Source organism: Enterobacter sp. RIT418, from assembly GCF_003057745.1.
Taxonomy (GTDB): Bacteria; Pseudomonadota; Gammaproteobacteria; order Enterobacterales; family Enterobacteriaceae; genus Enterobacter.
Window position 1 is genome coordinate 105197 of the sequence record NZ_QBJD02000005.1, and the last position, 26404, is coordinate 131600.

The window sequence follows — 26404 nt, forward strand, 5'->3', positions numbered from 1 at the left end:
AACAAAAGGGAGGAGATCAGCGGCGGGATGACTCTTTCATAAACAGCGCCGTGGCGGCAGAGAGCAGGCAGCCTGCCAGCAGGTAAATGGCCACGCTGTGCCAGTTTCCGCCGGAGAAGGTTACCAGCGCGGCGGCGATGAACGGCGTAAAGCCGCCCCCGACCACGCTTGCCACCTGATAGCCTACGCCCGCGCCGCTGTAGCGATAGCTGGCGCCAAACAGCTCGGTAAACATCGGCTGCTGTACGCACACCACCATGTCATGCGCAACGTTTGCGAGCATGATGGCAAAGAAGACGATCCAGAAGACCGACTGCGCCTCCAGCGCCATAAAGAACGGCCAGGCGCTCAGGGTGCCGATGAGCGCCCCGGTGATATAGACGCGGCGGCGGCCAAACCGATCCGCCAGCCAGGCGAAGCAGGGAATGGTCAGGCAGCTGATCCCGCCCACCACCAGCCCGATGTTCAGGAACAGCTCGCGCGGCAGGCCAAGATTTTGCGTCGAATAGTTCAGGGCAAACGCCGTGACGATATACATCGTCAGCAGCTCGCACAGGCGCAGGGCGATGATTTTCAGAAAAGCGCCAGGGTGCTGGATCAGGGCTTCCATCACCGGCAGCCGCTTTTTCCCCGCTGGCGTTTCGCATTGCTGCTGTTGCTCAAACTCGGCGGACTCTTCCATCCCGTTGCGCACCCACAGGGCGGCAATGACCAGCACGATGCTGAAAATGAACGGGATGCGCCAGCCCCAGCTCAGGAACTGTTCGTCGGTGGTTAGCTGGCTTATCAGCGACACCAGCCCGGTAGAGAGCAGCAGGCCAACGCCGTAGCCCACCTGCACGCCGCTGCTGTAAAACGCCTTCTTGTTTTTCGGCGCGCTTTCGACGGAGAGCAGCGCCGCGCCGCCCCATTCGCCGCCGACGGCGAAGCCCTGAATAGCGCGCAGGGTAACCAGCAGCGCCGGGGCCCACCAGCCGATGGCCTCGAACGATGGCAAGATGCCGATCAGCGCGGTGGCGATGCCCATCATCCAGACGGTGAGCATCAGCATGCGCTTGCGCCCCAGCCGGTCGCCGAAGTGGCCAAAGATCACGCCGCCGAGAGGGCGGAACAGGAAGCCCACGCCAAAGGTCGCAAAGGCGGCGAGCGTGCCCATTGCGGGGCTAATCTGCGGGAAAAAATCCCGGTTAAACACCAGCGCGGCGGTAATGCCGTAGAGCAGAAAGTCATACCAGTCGACGACGGCCCCGGCGAAGCTGCCGAGCGCTGCCCGCCGGGCGCGGCTGAGAGAAGGCGTCTCCTCGTGGGAACGATCTGAGGTGAGGGTGGAGTCCATAGTTGTCCTGTCCGTACTGATTTTTAATTATTGGTATAAGAAAAGGTCACTCACATTGCGGCCGTTCTATAAACGGAACGTATGAGACTACCGCGAGAGCGAGCGGGAGGAAACAGATTTTATTTCCTGATGGAAAGCCTTTGAGCGTTAGTGTTAACGGCACTAAAACCGCTATGCTTATTTGCAACGGGAGCCACTGAGGAAGGGATGATGCGTTCTGTTTATGTGTTCGGCTATGTAGCCGCGTTATTAATGAGCCACAGCGCCGGGGCGGTGAGCTACCCGCTGCCGCCCGACGGCAGCCGTCTCATCGGCAGCGTGCAGACCATCACCGTTCCCCAGGGTAACACCCTGCCGCTGGAAGCGTTTGCCGCGCGGTACGGGCAGGGGCTAAGCAATATGCTTGAGGCCAACCCGGGCGTCGATCCGTTCTTACCCAAAGCGGGCACGCAGCTGGTGGTGCCGCAGCAGATCATTTTACCGCCAACGGTGCGAGAGGGGATTGTGGTGAACGTGGCGGAGATGCGCCTCTACTATTATCCTCCCGGCAGCAATTCGGTTGAAGTGCTGCCCATCGGTATTGGCCAGGCCGGGCGTGAAACGCCGCGTAACTGGGTAACGACCGTGCAGCGCAAGCAGATGGGGCCAACCTGGTCACCCACGCCAAATACGCGCCGCGCCTATGCGGCAGAGGGGAAAACGCTTCCGGCGTTCGTGCCTGCTGGGCCGGACAACCCGATGGGGCTCTATGCCATTTACATCGGCAGGCTTTATGCCATTCACGGCACTAATTCCAATTTCGGCATTGGGTTGCGCGTGAGCCAGGGCTGTATCCGTTTGCGCAACGACGATATTAAATACCTGTTTGACCGCGTGCCGGAAGGGACGCGCGTTGAGCTTATCGATCGACCGATAAAAATGACCACGGAACCGGACGGTAGCCGCTGGGTAGAGGTGCATGAGCCGTTGTCACGCAACCGCGCGGAATTTGAATCGACGAATAAGGTGCCGCTGCCGATATCCGCCGCGCAGCGCATGCAGTTGATAAACGAGGGGGCGGGCGCGGAGCTGGAACGGCGGTCGGGGATGCCGGTGAAGCTTGGCAACTGAGGGCATTTTTACCGGCTTCAGAAAAGCAAAAAGCCTGCTGTAAAAGCAGGCTTTTCAAATTTGGCTCCTCTGACTGGACTCGAACCAGTGACATACGGATTAACAGTCCGCCGTTCTACCGACTGAACTACAGAGGAATCGTGTGAACGGGGCGCATATTATCGACCCGGGTCGCCGTTGTCAAAGGGCGAAATGCGGCATTACGTTCGTTTGCTGACAAATTGGGCAAAGTGCTGCTTTTCGCGCCGCCGCTGCACCGTTGCAGTGCGCCTGTACCTCTTATGGGGCAGATCGTTATCTGCTGTCCCGGTGATAAAACGGGCGATGGCAAATAGATTTGCTTATTTTCAGGCGGTTAGCGTCAAAATCCATCCCCCTCAAAAAGCTGGCATTCATATTGCAAAACCTGTTTATCAACAAAATTTGTTATGGCACACCGTTTCGAACAGGGGGCAATATGAACTTAAGACGACTGAAATACTTTGTGAAAATCGTCGACATCGGCAGCCTTACTCAGGCAGCAGAAGTGCTGCACATCGCCCAGCCTGCGCTGAGCCAGCAGGTGGCGACGCTGGAAGGTGAAATGGACCAACAGCTGTTGATCCGCACCAAGCGCGGCGTCACCCCAACGGAAGCAGGAAAAATCCTCTACACCCATGCGCGCACTATCCTTCGCCAGTGCGAGCAGGCGCAGCTGGCGGTGAACAACGTCGGCCAGACCTTAAGCGGCCAGGTGTCTATCGGGCTGGCGCCGGGCACGGCGGCATCCTCCGTGACCATGCCGCTGCTGCAGGCGGTCCGCGCCGAGCTTCCGGACGTGCTGGTTTATCTTCACGAAAACAGCGGCACCGTGCTTAACGACAAGCTGCTGAACGGACAGCTAGATATGGCCGTGCTTTACGATCGCTCGCCAATCGCCGGGATCGCCAGCCAGCCGCTGCTCAAAGAGGATCTCTACCTGGTGGGCACCCGCGACTGTCCGGGGCAAAGCGTTGATTTAACCGCCGTCGCCGAGATGAACTTATACCTGCCGAGAGATTACAGCGCGGTGCGTGCCCGGGTGGACGAAGCGTTCTCCCTGCGCCGCCTGACGGCCAAAATCATCGGTGAAATTGATTCCATCTCAACCCTCACCGCGGCCATTGCCAGCGGAATGGGCGTGACGGTTCTGCCGGAGTCGGCGGCTCGCTCGCTGTCGGGAGCCGCAAACGGCTGGATGGCGCGCATCACCACCCCGTCCATGAGCCTGCCGCTCTCCCTGAATATCTCTGCCCGGGGTTCGCTGTCGCCGCAGGCGATGGCGGTGAAAGAGATTTTAATGTCGCTGGTCAGCAAGCCGTCGCTGGAGAACCGCGAGCTGCAGCTCGTCAGCTGATATTCCATAAAAGCATAAGATGCTGGTTTTTATTATTTGTTCTGCAGGTCCGGTGACTCTAACAATAGCGCTATGTCAGATGCGCCGGAGTGAATCGTGAATTTCCAGCAGCTTAAAATTATCCGTGAGGCGGCCAGGCGGGACTTTAACCTGACCGAAGTCGCCAACATGCTTTATACCTCCCAGTCGGGCGTCAGCCGCCACATCCGCGAGCTTGAAGAAGAGCTGGGGATTGAGATCTTCATCCGTCGCGGCAAGCGGCTTCTGGGCATGACGGAGCCCGGCAAAGCGCTGTTAACCATTGCGGAGCGGATACTCAACGAGGCCAGCAACGTACGCCGGCTGGCCGATCTCTTCACCAACGATGCCTCGGGCGTGTTAACCATCGCCACCACCCATACGCAGGCGCGCTACAGCCTGCCGCCGGTGATTAAAGCCTTCCGCGAGCTGTTTCCGGACGTTCGCCTGGAGCTGATTCAGGGAACGCCCCAGGAGATCGACGCGCTGCTGCAAAACGGCGGGGCGGATATTGGCATCGCCAGCGAGCGGCTGAGCAACGACCCGCTGCTGGTGGCCTTCCCGTGGTTTCGCTGGCACCACAGCCTGCTGCTCCCCGCCGATCACCCCCTGCACCAGGTTTCCCCGCTGACGCTGGACGACATTAGCAAGTGGCCGCTGATCACCTACCGGCAGGGCATTACGGGGCGCTCTCGCATCGACGAAGCCTTCAGCCGCCGGGGATTGACGCCGGATATCGTGCTAAGCGCGCAGGATTCCGACGTGATTAAAACCTACGTCGAGCTTGGGCTGGGCATTGGCCTGGTGGCGGAGCAGTCCGGCGGTGAACGTGAGGACGGCGAACTGGTGCGGCTCGATACCCGCCACCTGTTCGATGCGAATACCGTCTGGCTTGGGCTTAAGCGCGGCCAGCTGCAGCGCAACTACGTGTGGCGCTTTATTGAGCTGTGCAACGCCGGGCTGTCGGTGGACGACATTAAGCGTCAGGTAATGGAGCCGGAGGAGGTGGAAATTGATTACCAGATTTAAATCGACCCACAAGGTTATTCCCGACAGGTTTATCACTACCCTGGTAAAACATCGGTCTCTAACGCGTTGATATAAGGATTTTCACATCCTTCGCACGTGCTGATGCTTTTAGCGTTGCGGCCAGGCAAAACATAACCAGGCTTAGCGCTTTATGTCCTCATAATGAGTTCATTCGAAAAACGTTATATCCCGCCCAAGGGTTCATGCAGATGCATAAACCCTTGGGCCACATGCCGTTGAATCTATTACGACTGTAATAATCGATTTTCAATGGATGTTATTTCATGGCTTTATTTTTTCACATCCGCAACGCGCTTGTCGTTGAGTTGTTCATCTGTAATGATGTTGCCCGCTTTGAAGTAATCGATCACCGCGTTAGAAACGTTGTAACCGCCTGTCGTATTGCGCGCTTTACCTTCTGTAAACGTGGTAAAACCGTCTCCACCGTCAGCAAGGAAGCTCTGGGTGGCAATGTGGTAGACGGTGGCATCCTCAATCGGTTTTCCATTAAGTGTCAATACGACAACCCGCTGACCGATCGGTTTGCTGCTGTCATATTTCATCTCAACGCCTTTTGATACCTGCAGAACGCCATTACTTAAACTTGCGGAATGTTCCATCAACGCGCGTAATTGTTTACCCGTGAGGTCCATCGTGGCCAGTTCGTTAGGGAACGGGAATGCGCTAATGATGCTGCCCATCGTAATCGCACCAGACGGGATCTCATCACGTATACCGCCTGAGTTGGTTAAGGCTAGCTGTGTATCTTTACCCGCAGCGGCCAGCAAAGCGTCCGCAGCCAGATTCCCCAGCGAGGCTGATTCACCATATGCACGCGTCAATTCAACCGGCGACTGCGCCACCGTTTGTTGAACCTCTTCGTCCAGTTTCTTATTCCAGCCATCAATAACCCGTTTCGTTTGCGGGTCGGGCTTCCACTCATCCGCGTAAAGGGTTTTAAGCTCGAAATTCTTTATCGTAAACTGATGCGGCTGCGTGTAGTCCAGTACCAGTTTCCCTACATCAATCCCGCCGCTGTCGGTTGAGAGGATCAGCGTATTACCGACTTTAATCGGTTCCGGTGTACCAACATGCGCATGCCCCGTAATCAGGATATCCAGGCCTTTCACCTGGCTTGCAGTTTGAATATCTTTATCCAGAGCACGGCGCACGTCCGTCCCTCCCATGCTGGACTGGCGCGCAGGCGTGCCTTCATGAACCAGCAATACGGTAAGGTCAACTTTTCCTTTCATTTCATCAAGATAGCTTTGTAGCCACTTAATTTCATCGCGCGCTTCAATACCTACGCGCGTTGCCGCGGAGACGGTATCATTGAAGGCAAACACGCCATGCAAACCAATGACGCCAATTTTCACGCCATCTTTTTCGATAATGGTATAGGGTTTGTCCCAGAATAATTTGCTGCTGTTCTGATAGAATATATTGCCCTGTACAACAGGGAATTTTGCCTGGCTTAGCTGTAATAACGTATTATCCCAGCCGTGATCAAATTCATGGTTACCTATCGTGACGGCATCGAACGGCATGGTATTCATAATATCAATAATTGCTTTTCCCTTCGTCAAGCTACTGATATAAGGCCCGGTAAAATAGTCACCCGCATCAAAAAACCATGTTGCTTTACTTTTACTTTTTTCCTCTTTTACCAGAGTGGTGATATTAGCCCAACCACCAACATCTCGTTTACCATCAGCAATCCACGGTACTTTATAAGGTTCCACATGAGCGTGGAGATCGTTGGTGTAAATAAGGGTGACATCCTTGGCGCTGGCCCAAAATGGTAATGCCAACAGAATACCTACGGTGACCGCTTTAATATTCACAATCAGTTCCTTTCAGTCATATAAAGATTCGCTACTTTACGTTCTGAAAGGGTTTTTTATGCGAGTCTGCTCACACAATTAACCAAGAGTTATGATGCAAAATCAGCGACCTTTTGAAATCGTTGGTGACTATATTGACTCTATTTACGATTAATACCTGCAAATCGTTTGGTTGCCGCAATTTGGGGTTACCCGTATCGGCATGTGCAGATTATAGTTGGCCCGACTACAGGCTGGGATATCCGGCATTACACTGCCGAGCATGCGGGAGTTATCCTCCGCTGTTTGATGAACTGCAATTTAATGAATGGCTGTCTGCCTACTTAAGTGACTATGCTTCAGAATATGGTCATTTTTGTCCAGAATGTTATCGCAAAGAAATAATTTGTTATGGTCATAACCCACGGGGGACGCAGCGCGTTCAGTGCCGAGCCTGTAGAAAAGTCTGGACACCTAAACGGCAAAAGCAAAGAAAAGTTGTCCCTCCTGAGAGCATTGAAACCGTTTCATTAATTGTGCCTTTCCAGGGGAACAGCTCAGAACAGAAGCTGTATGTTTTAATCAGTTTCGATGCCGTTAGCGGTAGTGTTCTTCATATCTCAACGAATTTTACTCAGCATCTTGTCGGTGAAACGCTACGGTATCGCTGGCGGGGGATTATTGAGCCTGATTTGCATCACAGTGATATCGTAAACCGCGTTGATATGCGCGAGATCCAATTTCTACGCCGAAGCCAGTTTGATGAAATTCAGTACGGGAGTGCGATGCTTAAGCGTAACGCCAGAGGTGCAATTTTGCGTCCCGTTATTGCGGCGCACGGGCATTTTCGGGTTCTGAACATCCTTTTCCCTCAGGTAAAGACGCACGTTATTTCACACGAGTGTTTTCTTCGAGGAGCCGTTATTACCGCCTGGGCAGATCTTTTTCGCCAGCGGGAAGGTGGGCTTTGGTATATAGAAGAAGAAATGAATGAAAGTGAAAGTGATATACCCTGGACTTTTTTGAGCAAAACACAGCACGGCTGGTGGCAAACTCAGTGGCAGCTATGGGGGCAGGGGGAAAACCGCAGGATGGTATGTCCGTTAACAGGGGGCGATAAGTGTAACGCTAAAATGCTCTCATTAAGGGCCAGCAGGTATTTTCGTCGCTGGCTTAATGGGCAAGATGAATTTTCGCACAGTGCCAAACTATCTGCTGGGCGCCTAATGCAAATTTTTATTTCCCTGGCACATAAATATAACGATAAACTCCCACAAACGTCAGGAGAATAAGGGGCGCTAAATCTCTTCAGTAAACAATTTTGATTTACGCCTCTGGGATATAACGTCAAGGGTTCATGCAGATACATGAACCCTTTTAACATTTGCAGTGAGATCAGGGGGTAATTAGAACCTGCTGACCGGTTGCTTCTGTCTTTAATTACATAACGTTATTAATTTGCATGAATGGATGCCGCAGTGATTACGTCATTCAGCTCCGTTTCGTTAAATAATCTTGCGCGATAGCCCTCGGCTGGGAATTGAGGTGCTCCATCAGGAAGTGCGATGACATCATAGATGCTGGCAATCATATTGCCGTTCACATCGGAGATAAAGAATGAACGGGCATGGTTGGTGAAAATAGAGAAGTAATCATCATGGTCAAAAACATTACCCATGAAATCAGTCCACTGGACGATGGGTTTTGTTGGTAACTCAATAGGTGCGTTAATTTCCACAGCCGTTTTGGCGGCCAGGTCTACAGCATAGAACAGAATGCGAGCCGGAGGCGTCGAATAGGCATCGGTCGTCGCGTTGTCATTGATCGGGCGAACAACAGGGTTTTCATTCGCATCAAGGCAGGATCTGTTATCAAAGATGGATAAAACAAATTTCCCCACGGTCGGATCGATATATTCTGCAAACGCACTGTTGTTAGTGATGCATGCAGTGTGAGCACCGTTCTCAAAGTTGGTAATTCCTGAGATATCAATATGAATCGTGTCTGGATTTACCGGGAACTGCGGGTTGAAATTACCTGTGTTGATTGCCCACAAAATACTACCATCAACGATAGAGATACCAAAAGTCGTACTTGTTGAACGGGAGTGAACAATAACGGCCTCTTCATTGTTTGGACTGCTTGCAATCCATGAAAGGGAGTTTAAATGAATGTCATTAGGCGTACTATTATTCAAGATTTGAGAGCCACTATACTCACTGGTATAATTTTTTGCCCAAATCATTTTCCCGGTCCGATCGTTGAATTTAAGTACCAGGGCATCTTGTCCTCGCGTATTGGTTATCCGATTTGGGATGTCGTTACCAAACATATACAGATCGCCTGCAGAATCCCAGACTAAATCGTGAGTGTTTGAGTAGTGGTTGCCATCTGAGTCACGCATGTCGAATTCAAAGACGACATTACCCATGATGTCAATTTTGAAAAAGCGACGACCATACCACGACATATCTTCATCGCTACCGGTATAGAGGTAGCCATTGTGGATCCGCAACGGCTGGAGATGATAAATCGATAAGAAGTTAAAGCGCAGGTCACCATTCTTGTCGTAACCGCGGCCTGTGGATTCCATTAACCAGCTGTTTCCCCAGACGGAAGTAAAGAGTGCAGGGTCTGTTTGTTCAATGTCGAGGTGGAAAATAACAGATTTATCATAAACCTGATCTTCGGTGCTAACGGTAAATGCTTGATTGAAAACTTCAGCTCCAGTTTCATCCTTAAACACGACCTGCACGCTGTTTGCATATTGCGCATAAAGGCCAATAACAGGGATTTTGATGGTTTGAGAAACACCATAAATCAGATCTGATGCATAGGTAAAATCTACGCTGGTTGGGCTGGTCGTCCGTTTTGAGACAGTGTAAGAGTAGCTTACTGGCGTATCGGAAGTAAAATAAAGATATGCAGCGAGCTGGTTGTCGGATGGTGCAAGTTCAGTTTTCACATAAGTAATAGTCATGATTAAATTCCTTTAGGTTTTTTCAATAAAATATGGATACGTTTTTTGTCATGGCAGCAAAGCGTCGCTAATAGAAATAGCGAGCAAATAAATACCTGACCTATAATTTAGTGCTGTGGTAGTTAAAAATGTATTTGTAGTATAATGCTCCTTTAAAATAAATAGATGGATAAATGTGGGGGTGTTTAATCATCCCGCAATTGCTGGTATATCATATTATCTACAGTAATATATCTGTTAAATATTTTAGATGCTATTATGGATACATCTTTCGCGAAAGTTGAAAATGAACGCCATCCTTTATTTCGATCCAGTTTCCTCCCCATTCAACATCAACAGCTAACTCCTTAGCTGCCTGAAAAACAGCCGTTGCAATAGTCTGGTAATGCTTAAACTCCCATGATGCCGTGCCGTTGATGACGGCGAATACATCGACGGCGTGTCCCGTATAATGCCTGCTTTTTGACGTTAAAGATTTCCCTGATGCTAATAGCTCAAGCTGGCGCTTTTGGTTTCTTAACCCTTCCGAAATGCCAAAATCTACAGGTGAGAGTTTCAATGCTTTTCTCATCACATCAACAAGATCCTTATGCACGCCTTTAAGATTTTTTTCAGTGGTTTTACTGAATTCATGATTTATCATTACTTTCTCCAGAGATTTTTTTCCAATAATAATTAAGGGCAACAACGCCCATTGCGCCGGATATACCGCTAATTGCAAGTGAAGTATGAAATACAGTTCCAAGGCTTTGCGACATCAATCCAGCAAGTACACCGGTAAATCCTGATACTATGATTTGTGCTACAGCCGAAAATATATTTCTTCCCGACTTGCCAGACTTAACGTCAAGAAGATATCTAACGACACCTCCCCACGCGCCGAATAATAGTATGTAAATCCAGCTAAAAAATGCATTTGATGATGGGTCTTTCCATGGCAAAACAATTACCTCCGAAGCTCGTTTAGGTGGATATATTTAATTGCACAATGAGATTAATTTTACGTATTAATATTAAATAGTTCGCTATGGAGTGAATAATAAACGTTGAGCGACCCAATTTTGTGACGAATGTCACACGAAAGGTATTTAATAGCTTTTATCGATCGATTTTTTATGAATGATAGTTTTGTGTTATTGATTTCGATTATTATATTTAGCAGTAGAATGCATAAGAGGGACAAGCAGGAGAAAGGGGAACCAGTGACGCGGCGGCTACTGGGAAAGGCAATAGGTGACACACCAGACGCGTAAACTGCCCGGATTGATAGAAGGAGACTGAATAGGGACGTCGGTCAATTTAAGAGTGAGTGGTTTGAGGCTGAGTCGTACGGATTTTGCTGGCAGTATTGACTGGAATGACCTTAATGAGGTCGTCAATATATCCCGATGCGGGGAAATAAACCAAACGCTTGTTGCGAGGGATTTCTATGCTGGCTCTTTGTATCAATACAGCTGAAACGCATAGAAACAAGAAGTTGGCTCCTCTGACTGGACTCGAACCAGTGACATACGGATTAACAGTCCGCCGTTCTACCGACTGAACTACAGAGGAATCGTGTGAACGAGGCGCATGTTAATGGCCCCGTTAATGTGTGTCAACACTAAAATTAAGCTGCTGATTCAAATGATTAATTTTGCCGCAAACTGCCGTTTTAGTGTACTTGAGCGGATGAATTAACGTCAGGGCCGCCATGTTGACGTAAACGATGAAGCGGGTCCTGCTGGTAAAAGTGGCAGAAACGCTGCCACAGCGCCGGGAAGCGCGGCGCAAACAGCTCGGGCGCGCTAAAGAAATATTCTGACAGCACGGCAAAACATTCGGCCGGATCGGTGGCGGCGTAGGCGTCAATGCTTGCGGCGCTTTCGCCAACCAGGTCGATCTCATCCTGAATATTGTCCATCGCCGCGTGCAGGTCGTGCTCCCAGCCCGCCACGTCGCGAAGCGGGATGAAGGGAACGCCGCTGGCGCGATCGCCGTTGCGGGTGTCCAGCTTGTGCGCCACTTCATGAATAATCAGGTTAAAGCCGGAGGCATCGAACGAATCCTGAATATCGAGCCAGTTCAGGACGATCGGTCCCTGCTGCCAGCTCTGCCCCGATTGCACCACGCGCTGGCTGTGGACCAGGCCAATATCATCTTCCCACTCGTCGTCAACCACGAACGGCGCAGGATAAATTAGCACCTCGTGGAATCCGTCCAGCCACTCAATGCCAAGCTCCAGAACGGGCAAACAGAAGAGGAGGGCGATGCGCGCGCTTTTCAGCGGGTCTGGCTCAAAACCCTGCAGCGGAACCAGACGTTTTTGCTGCAAAAAGCGGTCGGCCAGCTGAATCAGCTTAAGCCGTTCATGCGGCTCAAGGTTCGCCAGTACGGGAATAGCCAGCGCCTCATCCCATGGCAACGCCATATCCGGGCGGGTTTCATTCGATTTCCAGGGCCACTTAATCATCGCTTTGCTCGCAAACTCGCTACCAGAACAAAAATGAAAGATCGGGATTGGTTAACATGCCAAACAACCCGCCCTGATGGCAACCATCAAAACGGCTAGATGCCGGAGGAGGACCAGCACCGCTGCAACGTTATCACTTAGGTCGAAGGGTGAATAGTGCTTTGCAAGCCGGTCCTTCATTTTGTGAGCTTAGTCGTTAATTTTCGCGTAATCAGCTTCTTACGTGCAAATCAACGCGACGGCCATTGCGTTCTCCCAGGGCCGGAGTCGCTCGCGCCATCACGGTGCGTGCACAACGCGTCGTTGCTGATAAGAAAAATCCGTATCAAAGGATTAATGATTAACCCATTTAACCCTAAATAAGTACGCAATATCTTCTCTTTATTACGTCTTTATATTTATTTGTCGTAAAAATCCTGGTTTGACGAATAAACCGTGTCCTAATTCATTTCGTTAACGTACACTCAGGTTGAGGATAAGTTATTATTAAGGAGTGTTATTAAGATGAAAAAATTGACAATGCTTTGTGCGCTTTCCCTGATGGCTACATCATTTGCTACCATCGCCAGCGATTCACTCACCGGGTGCGCCGCCAAAAAACAGAGCGTTCAGCAGCAAATAGACCAGGCGAAAAAGTACGGTAATACGCACCGCGTTGCCGGGCTGGAAAAAGCCTATTCAGAAATAGCGGAAAACTGCACTGACGCGTCGTTAGAAAAAGCGCGAGTAGCGAAGGTCAGCGAGAAAGAGCAAAAAGTGGCTGAAAGAGAGCAGGAGCTGCGCGAAGCGAAAGCCTTAGGCCGCAGCGACAAGATTGCCAAAAAAGAGAAAAAGCTGAATGAAGCGCGTGAAGAACTACGCGAGGCGCAGGCCGAGCTGGCAAAATAAACGCATCTGATTAACGATTTATAAAGGGGCTTGCAAATACGCAGCCCCTTTTTTATTAATTGCCGACAAATCTGCGCGCTTATTTCCTTATTGAAGGGGTGGGGCGATGGCTATTTTACTGTTATTGTTTACGGGTCGGCAAAGATTGTGTTGATAACCGTTTTTTCTACCTGTTTATTCAAGGCGCTAATGCGCTACGTATCGTTATTGGAGACGTTATGCCATTCAGAAAAATCGCTTTCGCTGCTGTTCCTTTATTGCTTTCTACCTATACCTGGGCAGACGCCGGTTCGCTTTGCTGTCCCTTCAGCGATGAGCGTCTCAAAGAAAACATTAAGCCCTTAGATCGCTCGCTGGAAAATATTCTAAAACTGAAAGGGGTCTCCTACACCTGGAAAGAGAATAAAACGGCCGACGTGGGGCTGATCGCCCAGGATGTCGAAAAAGTTTATCCTGAGCTGGTCAAAACGAAAGACGACGTTAAGCAGGTTGATTATCAAAAGCTGGTTGCGCCACTTATTGAAGCCGTACGCGAGCAGCAGGAGCAGATAAACGCGCTCAAAGCGGATGTCGCTAAATGTGCATTAAAAAAATAAGCTCGCCGACTATTTTCTAAGCGTAAGCCTGCGGCACAATGCCCGCAGGCTCGTTAGCTTATTGAAAATCACCGTTATTGTGTCATGCTGGCACCCTTTTCGCTTTGCAATTTTACATTGGGGGAGCCTTGATGAATAAAGAAACAAATGATGGAATTAAAGTGTATACGCCCCTGGCGCTAAAGCTGTATGACTGGTGGGTGCTGCGTATTTCGAATCGCTATGCCTGGCAGTGCCAAACCCATCGCCACCTTGTCCCTCACTTCAGAAATAATATGAAAAGCAATCATCTGGACGTGGGCGTAGGAACCGGCTTTTACCTGACGTACGCGCCGGATATCTGCAGCGTGTCGCTGATGGATTTGAATGCGTCAAGCCTGGATGCGGCGACCGCGCGCGTGGGCAAAGGCCGGATCAAGGCGTCCGTTCTGCACGACGTTTTCAACCCCTATCCCGCGCACCTGCACAATCAGTTTGACTCTATTTCAATGTTCTACCTGCTCCACTGTCTGCCCGGCACGATGAAAGAGAAGGCCCCCGTCATCCACCGTGCTGCCGAGGCGTTAACCCGCGATGGCGTGCTGTTTGGCGCGACCATTTTGGGCGATGAGGCCAACCATAATGCCTTTGGGCGCAAGCTGATGGCGGTTTATAACAAAAAGGGCATCTTCTCAAACCGGGCGGACGGCGTTGAGGATCTGCGGACTATTCTCTCAGCCGCCTTTGACCGCGTGGACATTAAGGTAGAAGGGAAGGTCGCGCTATTTAAGGCCGAAAGAAAGAAGGGCTAAATAACGCCCCGCACAACGTTCATCCCTTATAAAGGCGTTACCCGTAAACGGTAACGCCTTTTTTCATCATGGGGAGGTATACGTGACCGTCAGCACATTGCTTAGCACGGTGACGGGCGAGCTGAATATCCCGCCCCTGGCGGTGGCGTATTCAAACCGAAACGGCCCGCCGGGGGACATATCTGTCGGGAGGGCGATCTCACCCGCCATGCCGGGCAGCATCAGGCAGCGGGCGGCGCTGCACAGCCGGATGCGCATCCCGACCGGCGTGGGGCCGCTGGTGGTAATTTTCCAGTACGCGCGGGAGGCCATCGCGCCGGAGGCGAGCGGAGAGGGGCTTTGCACCGGTCTGCTTTTCACCACCTGACCTCCCCGCGTCATCGTGCCGCCAAAGCTCTGGCTGCTCCAGGAGCCGTCGGCGGCCAGCGCCAGGGGCGAGGCCAGCATCAGCCCCGCCAGCGCGCGCGTCATCATGCTTTGCCTCCGATCAGATAGGTCATGCGCACGTTGCGCTGGGTATTGAGCTCCTGGCTGGACAGTACCGCCAGCTGCGGGAAGATGCGGCGCAAATAGCGCGACAGCATCAGTCGCAGGGCAGGGTTTACCAGCAGCACCGGCGGCGCGCCCAGCCCTTCCTGGTGCAGCAGCGCTTTTTCCGTCTCCTTCATCAGGTTCTCCGCAATGCCCGGCTCAATGGCGCTGCCGCTCTGGGTGGCTTGCACCAGCAGCTGCTCAAGAGACAGATCGAGGCCAATCAGCTGAATGTCGTCCTCGCCCGGGAACCACTGCTGGGTAATGGCGCGGGACAGGCGGGCGCGCACGCGTGCGGTCAGCTCGTCGGCGTCGCTCTGGGCGGTGGCAAATTCGGCCAGCGTATCGATGATAGTGCGCATATCGCGGATCGGCACGCGCTCGGAAAGCAGGTTTTGCAGCACCTTGTGCAGCGTGGTCAGGCTGATAACCGCCGGGATCAGGTCCTCAATCAGCTTCGGCGACTGTTTGGCAATCTGGTCGAGCAACTGCTGCGCTTCCTGACGGCCGAACAGCTCGTCCGTGTGGGTGCTAATCAGATGATTAAGGTGGGTTGCCACCACGGAGCTTGGATCAACCACCGTATAGCCCAGCGTCTGCGCCAGCTCGCGGTGAACTTCATCAATCCACAGCGCCGGAAGGCCAAAGGTCGGCTCCGTACACGGCGTGCCGGGCACTTCACCCTCCGCGCAGCCGGGGTTGATCGCCATCCAGCGATCGGGCTGAACCTCGCCCTGGCCCACCGTTACCCCTTTGAGCAAGATGCGGTAGTGCGTCGGCGCCAGGTCGAGGTTATCGCGAATGTGCACGGCAGGGGGCAGGAAGCCCATCTGCTGGGCAAATTTCTTGCGGATGCCGCGCACGCGCGTCAGGAGCTGGCCCTGCTGCTCATGGTCCACCATGGGGATCAGGCGGTAGCCCACTTCCAGGCCCAGCGTATCCTCCATCTGCACGTCGGACCACGTGGCTTCGTGAACCTGCGCCACCTCGGCGTCGGCTGCGTCGGCATCGGCGTGAACCGCACCCGGCTTCTTCGTTTCCCCTTCGCGCCCGCGCAGCCACCAGGCGGTGCCCAGCAGCGCGGCGGTGAACAGCAGAAACACAAAGTTTGGCATTCCGGGGATCAGGCCCAGCAGGCCGATCACGCCCGCGGCCAGCACCACCACGCGCGGGGAGGTGAACAGCTGGCCCACCATCTGCTCGCCCACGTCCTGGTCGTTCGCCACGCGGGTGACCACCACGCCCGCCGCGGTCGAAATCACCAGCCCCGGGATCTGCGCCACCAGGCCATCGCCGATGGTCAGCAGGGTATAGGTCTCACCGGCCATGCTGGCGGTCATGTCGTGCTGCATCACGCCGATGACCAGGCCGCCGATAATATTGATGGCCATGATCAGCAGCCCGGCAATGGCATCGCCGCGCACGAACTTGCTGGCACCGTCCATCGAGCCGTAGAAATCGGCCTCCTGGGTCACCTCTTTACGACGACGCTTCGCCTCTTCTTCACCGATTAAGCCGGCGTTCAGGTCGGCGTCGATCGCCATCTGCTTGCCCGGCATCCCGTCGAGCGAGAAGCGCGCGCCCACCTCTGCGATACGCCCCGCGCCCTTGGTGATCACCATAAAGTTAATGATGATCAGAATCACGAACACGATGATGCCGATGGCAAAGTTGCCGCCTACCAGGAAGTGGCCAAAGGCCTCAACCACCCGGCCCGCCGCTTCCGGGCCGGTATGGCCGTTCAACAGGATCACGCGCGTGGAAGCAACGTTAAGCGCCAGGCGCAGCAGCGTCGAGAACAGCAGCACCGTCGGAAACGCCGAAAACTCCAGCGTGTTCTGGGTGAACATGGCGACCAGCAAAATCATGATCGACAGGACGATATTGAAGGTAAACAGCAAATCCAGCACAAACGCAGGCAGCGGCAGGATCATCATCGCAAGGATGGTCATGATCAGCACCGGGCCGGCCAGCACCTGCCACTGGGTTTCCTTCATGTTGGGTAAACGTAATCGGGTGGCGATATTGGCCATCACTCTCTACTCTCTTGTGCAAAATCCATCCCCGCCGGAACGGGGAGATCTTTAGGTGTCAGCGGACGCGAGCCGTAGCCTTTGCGCCAGCGCTTCAGGCCATAAACCCAGGCCAGCACTTCCGCGACCGCGCTATACAGCTCGGCGGGAACCGGTGCGCCGGGTTCACAATGGCGATACAGGGCGCGCGCCAGCGGCGGCGCCTCAAGCATAGGGACCCGGTGCTCTTCGGCCAGCTCGCGGATGCGCAGCGCGATCGGACCGCTGCCGCGTGCCACCACGAGCGGCGCGCCCATCGCGCCTTCCTGGTACTTCAGGGCCACCGAAAAGTGGGTCGGGTTATTCACCACCACGTCGGCGGTGGGGACGTCGGTCATCATTCTCTGCTGCGCCATCTGGCGCTGCAGCTGGCGGATACGCCCTTTGATCTGCGGGTCGCCTTCCTGGTTTTTAAATTCGTCTTTGATTTCCTTCATGCTCATGCGCATCTTCTTGACGTTGCTCCAGAGCTGGTAAACCACGTCGAAGGCCACCATCGGGATCAGCGATAAAATAATGACCAGCATGCAGCCGAGGAGCAGGGCGCTAATGTCGACCAGCGCCATCCCCAGCGGCTCAAACATCAGGCTGATAAAACGGCTCTTGTTGAGCCACAAAAACAGCCCGCCGCCCGTGACCGCCAGCAACACCTTCAAAATGCTTTTCACCATCTCGGAAACCATTTGCGCGGAAAGCAGGCGCTTGATGCCCTTCAGGGGGTTTAGCTTTTTAAGGTCAAACTTGATGGCCCTGGCGGTCATGTTCAGGCCGCCAATGATTGACGGCGTTACCACGGCGGTCAGAAACAGCCCGCCCACGAACGGCAGGATCGCCAGAAAGGCCATGCCCAGCAGCGAGCCCGCGTGGTGCAGCATCTGCTGCGGGTCGCTGACCAGCAGCCTGTCGAACGTCAAACCGTTGTGCAGCAGCTGCTGCAGCTTGTTCGCCAGATAGCTCCCGCCGATCAGGAGCAGCCCCCAGCCCGCCAGCAGCATGGAAAGGCTGGTCAGCTCGCGCGAACGGGGAACCTGTCCCTCTTCTCGCGCCTTTTGCTTTCGGTGGGGCGTGGGGTCTTCCGTTTTTTCGCTGTCGTTTTCTTCTGACATGGCATTAGCCCGGCATGATTAAAAGCCGAGAGACTCCAGCAGGTCGTCCACCTGCTCCTGAGAGGCGACGATCCCCTTCACGCTGGCGTCAATTTGTGGCCCGTTTTTGAGGTGCGCGTCATCGTTCTGCGCGTCCACCGCGCGTTCGCCCATGTTCTCCACCAGCACGCTGATCAGCTCTTCTTCCACCGTGGCGATCACCTGCATCAGGCTTTGCAGCACCTGGCCGGTCAAATCCTGAAAATCCTGCGCCATCATGATTTCGGTCAGCTGGCGGTTGGTTTGCTGGGTCATTTCAGGCACTTCGTGCAGAAAGCTGCGGGTGTCCTTAACCAGCGCTTTTGCATCCTCCAGAGGCTGCGGGTTTTCGAACCAGGCGTCCCAGCGCTCGGTCAGCTGCGTGGCGTTCTCGCTCAGGCTCTCCTGCAGCGGGCGTGCCGCTTCTACGCTGGTCAAGGCGCGATCGGCGGCCTGCGACGTTTTGCCAACCACGTAGTTCAGGCGGTCGCGGGTGTTGGGAAACGCATCGGCCACTTCCTTCAGCGCCTGCTCCAGCCCAAGGTTGGCCATGCTGTCGCGCAGCAGGCGGGTAAGGTGACCGATGCGGGAGAAGATCTCTTTGGCGTTATCCGCCTGCAGGTTTAACGGCGTGCTCATGATTATTGCCCGAGTTTTTCAAAGATTTTGCCGAGCTTTTCTTCCAGCGTCGCGGCGGTGAAAGGCTTGACGATGTAGCCGTTAGCGCCCGCCTGCGCGGCGGCGATGATGTTCTCTTTCTTCGCTTCGGCGGTAACCATCAGCACCGGCAATTTTGCCATTGCCGCATCGGTGCGGATGGTTTTGAGCAGCTCCAGGCCGTCGACGTTCGGCATATTCCAGTCGCTGACCACGAAGTCAAAATCGCTGCCGCGCAGCTTGTTCAGCGCGTCCTGGCCGTCTTCCGCTTCGTCAACGTTCTTGTAGCCCAGATCGTTCAGCAGGTTTCGTACGATGCGCCGCATGGTGGCGAAATCATCCACCACCAGAAAACGCATATTTTTATCCGACATGGGTAAATCTCCTTAACGTCGTGAGTCGGTTTTAGGGGAACTTTTATAAGCAAAACTGTCCAGCAGGCACTGGCTGATATCGCCAAGATCGACGACCTTTTTCGCCGCGCCGAGCGCAATCGCCTCGCGGGGCATGCCGAAGACCACGCAGGTGGCCTCGCTCTGCGCGAGCGTGAACGCCCCGGTCTGACGAAGATGCAGCAGGCCGCGCGCGCCGTCGCCGCCCATTCCGGTCAGGATCGCCGCGCTGGCGTGCCGGCTGGCCTGGCGGGCCACCGAGTCGAACAGCACATCGACGGAGGGGCGGTGGCGGTTAACCGCAGGCGCATCGCTGAGCCTGATCCGGTAGCCGCTGTCCTGGCCGATGATCTCCATATGGCGATCGCCGGGCGCGATCAGGGCAGTCCCCGGCAGCACCGGCTCGCCGTCCTGCGCTTCGCGCACGGCAATCTGGCACAGCGAGTCAAGCCGCTGGGCGAAGGAGTAGGTAAACCCGGCGGGCATGTGCTGGGCGATCACGATCCCCGGCGTGCTGACCGGAAGCGGCATCAGGACCTGGCGCAGCGCCTCCGTTCCGCCCGTGGACGAACCAATGGCGATAATGCTTTGCTGACGCACCCTAATCCCGGCGAGCAGCGGCCTGGCGGTTGGCGCAGGCGGCGTTAGCCTGGCGCGCGCGGCGATGCGGATTTTCTCAATCACCAGCTGGCTCCAGCGCGCGATATTGTCCTCCTCGCGGTGCTCCGGCTTCGGCACAAAGTCCACCGCGCCGTGCTCCAGCGCCCGCAGGGTCGCCGCGGAGCCGCGGGTGGTCAGGGAGGAGATCATCACTACCGGCATCGGGCGCAGGCGCATCAGCCGGGAAAGAAACTCCAGCCCGTCCATGCGCGGCATGTCGATATCCAGCGTCAGGACGTCCGGGTTAAGCTGTTTGATCAGCTCGCGTGCGATAAACGCGTCCGGCGCGGTTCCCACCATTTCCATATCGGGCTGCTGATTCACCACCGCGCTCAGCATGTTGCGCATCAGGGCTGAATCATCTACCGCCAGCACGCGAATCGGGCTCACCGTGTTGTCTCCGTCAGTTCATAAACCGACTGGCCGCGCAGGCGCAGCGGAATATGTGAATGGTTAAAATGTTCCGAATGGCCGACAAACAGCAAGCCTCCGGGCTTAAGCAGGCGGGCAAAACGCTGCAGCAGGCGCTGCTGCGTAGGCGCATCGAAATAAATCATCACGTTGCGGCAGAAAATGGCGTCGAACGGGCCGGGAACGGACCACTTCTCATCCAGCAGATTGAGCTGCTGATAGTGAATGGCGGAGAGCAGCTCGCGCTTCGCCTTGACCATCTCGCTGTTATCCCCCGCGCCGCGCAGAAACCAGGCCCGCTTTTGCGCCAGCGTCAGCGCGTCCAGATCGCTCAGGCGGTAGACGCCCGCTTCCGCTTTGGTCAGCACCTCGGTGTCGATATCCGAGGCCCAGACGCGCGGCCCCGAAAGGGACGGGCCCAGCGCCTCGTCCAGCGTCATGGCAATCGAGCACGGCTCTTCACCCGTCGACGCGGCGGTACACCAGACGCGATAGCCGCTGCCGCGCGGGCGGGCGTGCTGGGCGAGGATCGGAAAGTGGTACGACTCGCGGAAAAACGAGGTCAGGTTCGTCGTCAGCGCGTTGATGAAGTTTTGCCATTCCGGGTGCTCTGAGTGCGATTCAAGCAGGGCGATATAGTCGCTGAAGCTGGTATGTGCCAGGGCGCGCACGCGGCGCGAGAGGCGATTAAAAATCATCTCCCGCTTCTGGGCGTTGACGACAATTCCCGCGCGCTTATATATTAATTTCCCGATGCGCTGTAATTCGCCGTCAGACAAAGAAAGCGTATTAAGGGATAAACGTGCAGGAATGCTGTTAATTTCACTCATAGAAGCGAATTGGCCTTAAACCGGAGTATTCATTATTTCCTGATAGGCGCCGATCATTTTATTACGCGCCTGCATGCCAAAGCTGAATGAAATAGACGATTTCTGCATCGCCAGCATCACGTCATTAAGCCCAATATCGCTGCTGCCGGACATCCATTCCTGCGTTTTTGTTTTCGCTTCTAGCTGCGTTTTATTTATTTCGTTAATGCTGTTAAATAAAGCATCAGAAAACGAGGGCATGTCGCCGCGCGCTGCCTGCAGGCGGTGAGACGGGCCGCTGACCTGCTGTGCCTGGGTCTGAATTTGATCGAGTACGCCACGCATTAATGTTGCTGACATTTTTCAGTTCCTGATAAATAAGATTGAAAACGATGTTTATTGCGCATCTTTTAAACGTCGACAGCTTACCACGTGAATAAAAACCCCAGAAAATCCAATAAGCCGACAGAACTTTGAGCTTATTTATCCTTAAAAAAAATACCTTTCAGACGATAATGCCCGCCTGAAAAATTCTTCTGCTTTTTGAAATCGTCGACAACACTCTCGCGAATTTCGTGAGCTGACGTGCATCCGTGATGCGCGCTATTTCATACAGGAATACGGCATGAGTGCCACACTAAATGATGTAACGAATAATCCAGCCGATCGCATTAAGTCGATGCTGCTTTCGCTGCGCGGCAGCCCGAAGCTCCTGCTGGTGATTTGCGGCGCGGCGGCGCTTTCCGTTCTGATTGCGCTCATGTTCTGGGCAAAGGAGCCGGACTACCGGGTGCTGTTCAGCAACATCAGCGATGAAGAGGGCGGCGCGATTGTCGCGCAGCTCACCCAGCTCAACATTCCCTACCGCATCGACGCGCCGGGCGGCATGATTATGGTGCCGGGATCGCAGGTGCACGAAGTGCGCATGAAGCTGGCGCAGCAGGGGCTGCCGAAAGGCGGTTCGGTCGGCTTTGAGCTGCTGGACCAGGAAAAGTTTGGCATCAGCCAGTTTACCGAGCAGGTGAACTACCAGCGCGCGCTGGAGGGCGAGCTGGCCCGCACGATTGAAAACCTGGGGCCTATTCAGAGCGCGCGCGTGCATCTGGCCACGCCAAAGCCGTCGATGTTCGTGCGCGAGCAAAAAAAGCCGACCGCCTCGGTCACCGTGAACCTTATTCAGGGGCGCGTGCTGGACGATGCGCAGGTGGTGGCGATTACCCATCTTATCTCCAGCGCGGTGACCGGGCTGTCTGCCGACAGCGTCACGATTGTCGATCAGCGCGGCAACCTGCTGACCCAAAGCGGCGTGCGCGGCCTGCAAACGGCGCATCTGAAATATACCAATGAAATTGAAAGCGATTACCAGCAGCGCATTCAGCGCATTCTGGCTCCGCTGGTGGGCGACGGAAACATCCGCGCGCAGGTGACGGCGCAGATTGACTTCACCGAGCAGGAGCAGACGCAGGAGCAGTATCAGCCAAACGCCGATCCGCAAAAAATGGCGATCCGCAGCCGTCAGGCGAGCCTCGCGGAGCAGGGCAACCGCCGCGGCGCCGGCGGCGTGCCGGGTGCGCTAAGCAATACGCCCGCACCGCCTGCAACCTCGGAAATCACCCAGCCGCTGGGTACGCCAGCCGACGATAAAAAAGAAAAAACCACCGGTACCCGCAGCGCCAGCGACGGCGCGCAGCCCTACAACAACCGCAGCGACGAAACCACCAACTTTGAGGTGGACCGCACGCTTACCCATACCAAATCTAACGCCGGGCGCATCCAGCGCCTCTCCGTGGCGGTGGTGATCAACCACCTGCCGCAGGGCGAAGAGGGCAAGCCGGGCCCGATTAGCGAGGCCGAACTCGCCCGCATCAACGCGCTGGTGAAAGAGGCGATCGGCTACAACGCCGCGCGCGGGGACAGCGTCAATATTCTTAACTCGGCGTTTAACGGCGTCGTGGATGAGCCTGTGCCGCCGTTCTGGAAGCAGGATCGCTTTTACGCGCTGCTGATGTCCATTGCCCGCTACCTGGTGATTGCGATTATCGCCTGGGTGATGTGGCGCAAGCTGGTGCAGCCCGCGTGGGCCCGCCATCAGGAGACCACGCTGCGTCGTCTTGAGATGGAAAAAGAGGCGCGAGAAGAAGAGCTTGCCGCGAAGAAACGCGCGGCTGAAAAAGGCGTGCGCGACCGCGCGCAGCAGAAAGTGGATACCGAAATGCACAGCCAGCAGCTGCGCGAGCTGGCGGAGCAGGAGCCTCGCGTTATCGCCCTGGTGATCCGTCAGTGGATGAGTAAGGAGCCGAAATAATGAATGCTTCAGATAAAAGCGCCATCGTCATGCTGACGCTGGGGGATGTCCTGGCCGCAGAGGTGTTTAAGCACCTCAACGCCCACGAGGTGAAGCAGATTAGCGCATCGATGGTCAATATGGCGGGCTTCACCCACGACCAGATGGCCATGGTGCTGGAAGAGTTCAGGAAAGACTCCAGCGAATATGCCGCGCTCAGCCTCAACACCAACGATTACCTGCGCAGCGTGCTGGTCAAGGCGCTGGGCGAAGAGCGCGCCTCGTCGCTGCTGGAGGACCTGCTGGATACCCACCAGGGCACCAACGGCATCGAGACGCTCAACTTTATGGACCCGCAGGCGGTGTTCGACCTTATCCGCGAAGAGCATCCGCAGATCATCGCCACCATCCTGGTGCACCTCAAGCGCAACCAGGCGGCGGATGTGCTGGGCAAATTTGAGGATCGCGAGCGTAACGACATCATGCTGCGTATCGCCACCTTCGGCGGCGTGCAGCCTGCCGCGCTGCAGGAGCTGACGGAAGTGCTGAACAACCTGCTTCACGGCCAGAACCTCAAGCGCAGCAAGATGGGCGGCGTACGTCCGGCGGCCGAAATTCTCAACCTGATGAAGTCTCACCAGGAGGAGGCGGCGATCGAGGCGGTGCGCGAGTTCGACGGCGAGCTGGCGCAGAAAATTGTCGACGAGATGTTCCTGTTCGAAAACCTGGTGGACGTGGAAGACCGCAGCATCCAGCGCCTGCTGCAGGAAATCGAGAGCGAAACGCTGATCATCGCGCTGAAGGGGGCCGACGAGCCGCTGCGCATGAAGTTCTTCCGCAATATGTCCCGCCGTCAGGCGGAGCTGATGACCGACGATCTGGCCTCTCGCGGCCCGGTGCGTCTGTCGCAGGTCGAAGCCGAGCAGAAGACAATCCTCAACGTGGTGCGTCGCCTGGCCGAATCCGGCGAGATCCTGATTGGAGGCAGCGACGATGCCTATGTTTGATGATAAAACCCCGCGCGAATGGCGCAGCTGGCAGCCGGAGAACCTGCTGGGTGAAACCGTAGACGTGCCGCTGCCGACGCTGGATAACGCCCAGTCGGAGGCCCAGCTGAAGGCCGAACTGGCGCGCCTGCGCAAGCAGGCGGAGCAGCAGGGCTTTGCCCAGGGGCAGCAGCAGGGCGAGGAAGAGGGGCGCAGGCAGGGCTTCGAGCAGGGCGTCAAAGAGGGCCGCGAGGCCGGGTTTGCGCAGGGCCTGGAGCAGGCGCGCGCTGAGCAGCAGGCGCTGCTGCGCCAGGCCGAACAGTGGGTGAACAACCTCAAGCTGGCGCTGGAAAACCTCGACAGCCTGGTGCCTGCCCGCCTGGTGCAGCTCTCGCTGGAAGCGGTGCAGCAATTATACGGTTCGTCCACCGTGGCGGATCACCACGCCCTGATCGTCCAGATCCGCAAGCTGATGAAGCAGGACCCGCTCCTGCACGGCACCTTCCAGCTGTACGTCAACCCGGCGGAGTTCGCCGCGGTTGAGGAGGCGCTCGGTGAAACGCTGCGCGCAATGGGCTGGACGCTGCACCGCGACGCGCAGCTGGCCGCGGGCGGCTGTCGGGTGGTTTCGCCGGACGTTGAGGTGGATGCCAGCCTGGAGACGCGCTGGCAGGCCATCTGCCAGCTGGCGCGCGAGGAGCTCACGCAATGAGCCAGCAGCAGCTAAAGGCGTGGCTTTCGGCAATCGATCGGGTGGAGGAAAAGCTGGCGCAGGTGCCGGATTTTCGCCAGTACGGCAAGCTCACGCGCGCCACGGGGCTGGTGATGGAGGCCGTGGGGCTGAAGCTTCCCATCGGCGCGCTGTGCATCGTTGAGCGCCAGACCGACGCGGGCATTGTGCCGGTCGAAAGCGAAGTGGTGGGCTTCAGCGGCCAGACCCTGTACCTGATGCCGCTTGAGCACGTTGACGGTATTCTGCCGGGGGCGCGTATTTACGCCCTGCAGGGCGACAGCCACAGCGGCAAGCAGCTGCCCGTCGGCCCGCACCTGCTGGGCCGCGTGCTGGACGCGCAGGGGCGCCCGCTGGATGGACGTCCCGCGCCGGGTAAACCCTCTGCCGGCCTCTTTACTCCCACGCTTAACCCGCTGCACCGCGACCCGATAAAAAGCGTGCTCGACGTCGGCGTGCGGGCGATTAACGGCCTGCTGACGGTGGGACGCGGCCAGCGCATGGGCCTCTTCGCCGGGTCGGGCGTGGGGAAAAGCGTCCTGCTCGGCATGATGGCGCGCTTCACGACCGCCGACGTCATCGTGGTGGGGCTTATCGGCGAGCGCGGGCGCGAGGTCAAAGATTTTATCGAGAACATCCTCGGCGACGAAGGGCTGTCGCGCGCGGTGGTGGTGGCGGCACCGGCGGACGTGTCGCCGATCCTGCGCATGCAGGGCGCGGTGTACGCCACCCGCATCGCCGAAGATTTTCGCGAGCGCGGCCTGAACGTGCTGCTGATCATGGATTCCCTGACGCGATACGCCATGGCGCAGCGCGAGGTGGCGCTGGCGATTGGCGAACCTCCGGCCACCAAAGGTTATCCGCCGTCGGTCTTCGCCCGCCTGCCCGCGCTGGTGGAGCGCACCGGCAACGGCGTGAAGGGCGGCGGGTCGATTACCGCGTTCTACACCGTGCTGACGGAAGGGGACGACCAGCAGGACCCGATTGCCGACTCGGCGCGCGCGATCCTCGACGGCCACATCGTGCTGTCGCGCCGCCTCGCGGAGGCGGGCCACTATCCGGCTATCGACGTGGAAGCCTCGATCAGCCGCGCCATGACGGAGCTTATCCCGCACGCACAGTACCGCAAGGTGCAGCGCTTTAAGCAGCTGCTTTCGGCGTATCAGCGCAACCGCGATCTGGTGAGCGTGGGGGCGTACGTGAAGGGCAGCGACGCGCTGCTGGACCAGGCAATCGACAAATATCCGGCTCTGGAGGCGTTCCTCCACCAGGCGATCCACGAGCGCAGCGGCTATGACGACGCCGTTCGCGCGCTCTCCGGGCTGTTCCCGGACATCACGGGGTAAAACG

Annotated in this window: 25 protein-coding genes and 2 tRNA genes; 11 read left to right on the forward strand and 16 right to left on the reverse strand. The window is 55.8% G+C overall.

Going from position 1 to position 26404, the window contains the following annotated elements:
* Positions 1-16: 16 nt before the first annotated feature.
* Complete coding sequence (gene shiA / locus DBY73_RS07225) at positions 17-1336, reverse strand: shikimate transporter (protein WP_112010500.1); 1320 nt, start codon at positions 1334-1336, stop codon at positions 17-19.
* A 210-nt stretch (positions 1337-1546) separates the two neighbouring features.
* On the opposite strand from shiA, the gene ldtA reads away from it, so the two are divergent.
* Positions 1547-2446, forward strand: a complete 900-nt coding sequence (gene ldtA, locus DBY73_RS07230) for a L,D-transpeptidase (RefSeq protein WP_112010501.1) — start codon at positions 1547-1549, stop codon at positions 2444-2446.
* Between the two features lie 61 nt (positions 2447-2507).
* On the opposite strand, the gene DBY73_RS07235 is transcribed toward ldtA, so the two are convergent.
* Positions 2508-2583 (reverse strand) — tRNA-Asn (locus tag DBY73_RS07235).
* A 320-nt stretch (positions 2584-2903) separates the two neighbouring features.
* Here DBY73_RS07235 and nac point away from each other — a divergent pair.
* On the forward strand, positions 2904-3821 hold the full coding sequence (nac, locus tag DBY73_RS07240; RefSeq protein WP_112010502.1) for a nitrogen assimilation transcriptional regulator NAC: 918 nt from the start codon (positions 2904-2906) through the stop codon (positions 3819-3821).
* 96 nt (positions 3822-3917) lie between these two features.
* The gene (cbl, locus tag DBY73_RS07245) at positions 3918-4868 is read left to right on the forward strand and encodes an HTH-type transcriptional regulator Cbl (RefSeq protein WP_112010503.1); all 951 of its coding nucleotides are present in this window, start codon (positions 3918-3920) and stop codon (positions 4866-4868) included.
* Positions 4869-5158: 290 nt separating this feature from the next.
* Here cbl and DBY73_RS07250 read toward each other — a convergent pair whose 3' ends face one another.
* Positions 5159-6712 carry a bifunctional UDP-sugar hydrolase/5'-nucleotidase gene (locus DBY73_RS07250; protein ID WP_112010504.1) on the reverse strand — a complete coding sequence of 518 codons (1554 nt, stop codon included), beginning with the start codon at positions 6710-6712 and terminating at the stop codon, positions 5159-5161.
* A gap of 131 nt (positions 6713-6843) precedes the next feature.
* On the opposite strand from DBY73_RS07250, the gene DBY73_RS07255 reads away from it, so the two are divergent.
* Positions 6844-7983: a cytoplasmic protein gene (locus DBY73_RS07255; protein ID WP_112010715.1), complete on the forward strand. Its 1140-nt coding sequence runs from the start codon at positions 6844-6846 to the stop codon at positions 7981-7983.
* Positions 7984-8144: 161 nt separating this feature from the next.
* Here the strand turns inward: DBY73_RS07255 and DBY73_RS07260 are convergent, their stop codons facing one another.
* The 5 genes from DBY73_RS07260 to mtfA all read right to left on the reverse strand — a co-directional run bounded on the left by DBY73_RS07260 (position 8145) and on the right by mtfA (position 12123).
* Positions 8145-9671 (reverse strand): aryl-sulfate sulfotransferase, encoded by a 1527-nt coding sequence (locus DBY73_RS07260; RefSeq protein WP_112010505.1) that lies wholly within the window; start codon positions 9669-9671, stop codon positions 8145-8147.
* Between the two features lie 256 nt (positions 9672-9927).
* A complete protein-coding gene (locus DBY73_RS07265; protein ID WP_112010506.1) occupies positions 9928-10314 on the reverse strand; it encodes a M15 family metallopeptidase in 387 nt (128 codons plus the stop codon).
* Positions 10301-10612 (reverse strand): phage holin family protein, encoded by a 312-nt coding sequence (locus tag DBY73_RS07270; protein WP_258458389.1) that lies wholly within the window; start codon positions 10610-10612, stop codon positions 10301-10303. Before DBY73_RS07270 ends, DBY73_RS07265 begins: the two co-directional genes overlap by 14 nt.
* 537 nt (positions 10613-11149) lie before the next feature.
* Positions 11150-11225: transfer RNA gene (locus tag DBY73_RS07275), tRNA-Asn, on the reverse strand.
* Positions 11226-11325: 100 nt separating this feature from the next.
* The gene (gene mtfA / locus DBY73_RS07280) at positions 11326-12123 is read right to left on the reverse strand and encodes a DgsA anti-repressor MtfA (RefSeq protein ID WP_112010508.1); all 798 of its coding nucleotides are present in this window, start codon (positions 12121-12123) and stop codon (positions 11326-11328) included.
* A 504-nt stretch (positions 12124-12627) separates the two neighbouring features.
* Here mtfA and DBY73_RS07285 point away from each other — a divergent pair.
* The 3 genes from DBY73_RS07285 (at position 12628) to DBY73_RS07295 (ending at position 14398) form a co-directional block, all read left to right on the forward strand.
* Positions 12628-13011: a DUF1090 domain-containing protein gene (locus tag DBY73_RS07285; RefSeq protein ID WP_112010509.1), complete on the forward strand. Its 384-nt coding sequence runs from the start codon at positions 12628-12630 to the stop codon at positions 13009-13011.
* A 59-nt stretch (positions 13012-13070) separates the two neighbouring features.
* A complete protein-coding gene (locus DBY73_RS07290; RefSeq protein ID WP_220092924.1) occupies positions 13071-13607 on the forward strand; it encodes a tail fiber domain-containing protein in 537 nt (178 codons plus the stop codon).
* A gap of 131 nt (positions 13608-13738) precedes the next feature.
* Positions 13739-14398, forward strand: a complete 660-nt coding sequence (locus tag DBY73_RS07295; RefSeq protein ID WP_112010511.1) for a class I SAM-dependent methyltransferase — start codon at positions 13739-13741, stop codon at positions 14396-14398.
* 66 nt (positions 14399-14464) lie between these two features.
* On the opposite strand, the gene DBY73_RS07300 is transcribed toward DBY73_RS07295, so the two are convergent.
* The 8 genes from DBY73_RS07300 to fliE are packed head-to-tail and all read right to left on the reverse strand — an operon-like array spanning position 14465 to position 21414.
* Entirely contained in the window at positions 14465-14872 is a 408-nt protein-coding gene (locus DBY73_RS07300) for a flagellar protein FlhE (protein ID WP_258458390.1), read from the reverse strand.
* Positions 14869-16962 (reverse strand): flagellar biosynthesis protein FlhA, encoded by a 2094-nt coding sequence (gene flhA, locus DBY73_RS07305; protein WP_112010513.1) that lies wholly within the window; start codon positions 16960-16962, stop codon positions 14869-14871. Before flhA ends, DBY73_RS07300 begins: the two co-directional genes overlap by 4 nt.
* Positions 16962-18107, reverse strand: a complete 1146-nt coding sequence (gene flhB, locus DBY73_RS07310) for a flagellar biosynthesis protein FlhB (protein WP_112010514.1) — start codon at positions 18105-18107, stop codon at positions 16962-16964. Before flhB ends, flhA begins: the two co-directional genes overlap by 1 nt.
* 18 nt (positions 18108-18125) lie before the next feature.
* On the reverse strand, positions 18126-18764 hold the full coding sequence (cheZ, locus tag DBY73_RS07315) for a protein phosphatase CheZ (RefSeq protein ID WP_112010515.1): 639 nt from the start codon (positions 18762-18764) through the stop codon (positions 18126-18128).
* 2 nt (positions 18765-18766) lie between these two features.
* Positions 18767-19156, reverse strand: a complete 390-nt coding sequence (gene cheY / locus DBY73_RS07320; protein WP_112010516.1) for a chemotaxis response regulator CheY — start codon at positions 19154-19156, stop codon at positions 18767-18769.
* 12 nt (positions 19157-19168) lie between these two features.
* Positions 19169-20224, reverse strand: a complete 1056-nt coding sequence (locus DBY73_RS07325; RefSeq protein WP_112010517.1) for a chemotaxis response regulator protein-glutamate methylesterase — start codon at positions 20222-20224, stop codon at positions 19169-19171.
* On the reverse strand, positions 20221-21075 hold the full coding sequence (locus DBY73_RS07330; RefSeq protein ID WP_112010518.1) for a CheR family methyltransferase: 855 nt from the start codon (positions 21073-21075) through the stop codon (positions 20221-20223). The genes DBY73_RS07325 and DBY73_RS07330 overlap by 4 nt, the downstream gene beginning before the upstream one ends.
* A 15-nt stretch (positions 21076-21090) precedes the next feature.
* Entirely contained in the window at positions 21091-21414 is a 324-nt protein-coding gene (gene fliE, locus DBY73_RS07335) for a flagellar hook-basal body complex protein FliE (protein ID WP_112010519.1), read from the reverse strand.
* A gap of 265 nt (positions 21415-21679) precedes the next feature.
* Here fliE and fliF point away from each other — a divergent pair, with 265 nt between their 5' ends.
* From fliF to fliI, 4 genes are read left to right on the forward strand one after another with little or no spacing between them, the layout of a single operon-like run.
* Positions 21680-23359, forward strand: a complete 1680-nt coding sequence (gene fliF, locus DBY73_RS07340; RefSeq protein ID WP_112010520.1) for a flagellar basal-body MS-ring/collar protein FliF — start codon at positions 21680-21682, stop codon at positions 23357-23359.
* Positions 23359-24345, forward strand: coding sequence for a flagellar motor switch protein FliG (gene fliG, locus DBY73_RS07345; protein WP_112010521.1), 987 nt, complete (start codon positions 23359-23361; stop codon positions 24343-24345). Before fliF ends, fliG begins: the two co-directional genes overlap by 1 nt.
* Complete coding sequence (locus DBY73_RS07350) at positions 24332-25036, forward strand: flagellar assembly protein FliH (RefSeq protein WP_112010522.1); 705 nt, start codon at positions 24332-24334, stop codon at positions 25034-25036. The genes fliG and DBY73_RS07350 overlap by 14 nt, the downstream gene beginning before the upstream one ends.
* A complete protein-coding gene (fliI, locus tag DBY73_RS07355) occupies positions 25033-26400 on the forward strand; it encodes a flagellar protein export ATPase FliI (RefSeq protein WP_112010523.1) in 1368 nt (455 codons plus the stop codon). The genes DBY73_RS07350 and fliI overlap by 4 nt, the downstream gene beginning before the upstream one ends.
* Positions 26401-26404 lie beyond the last annotated feature (4 nt).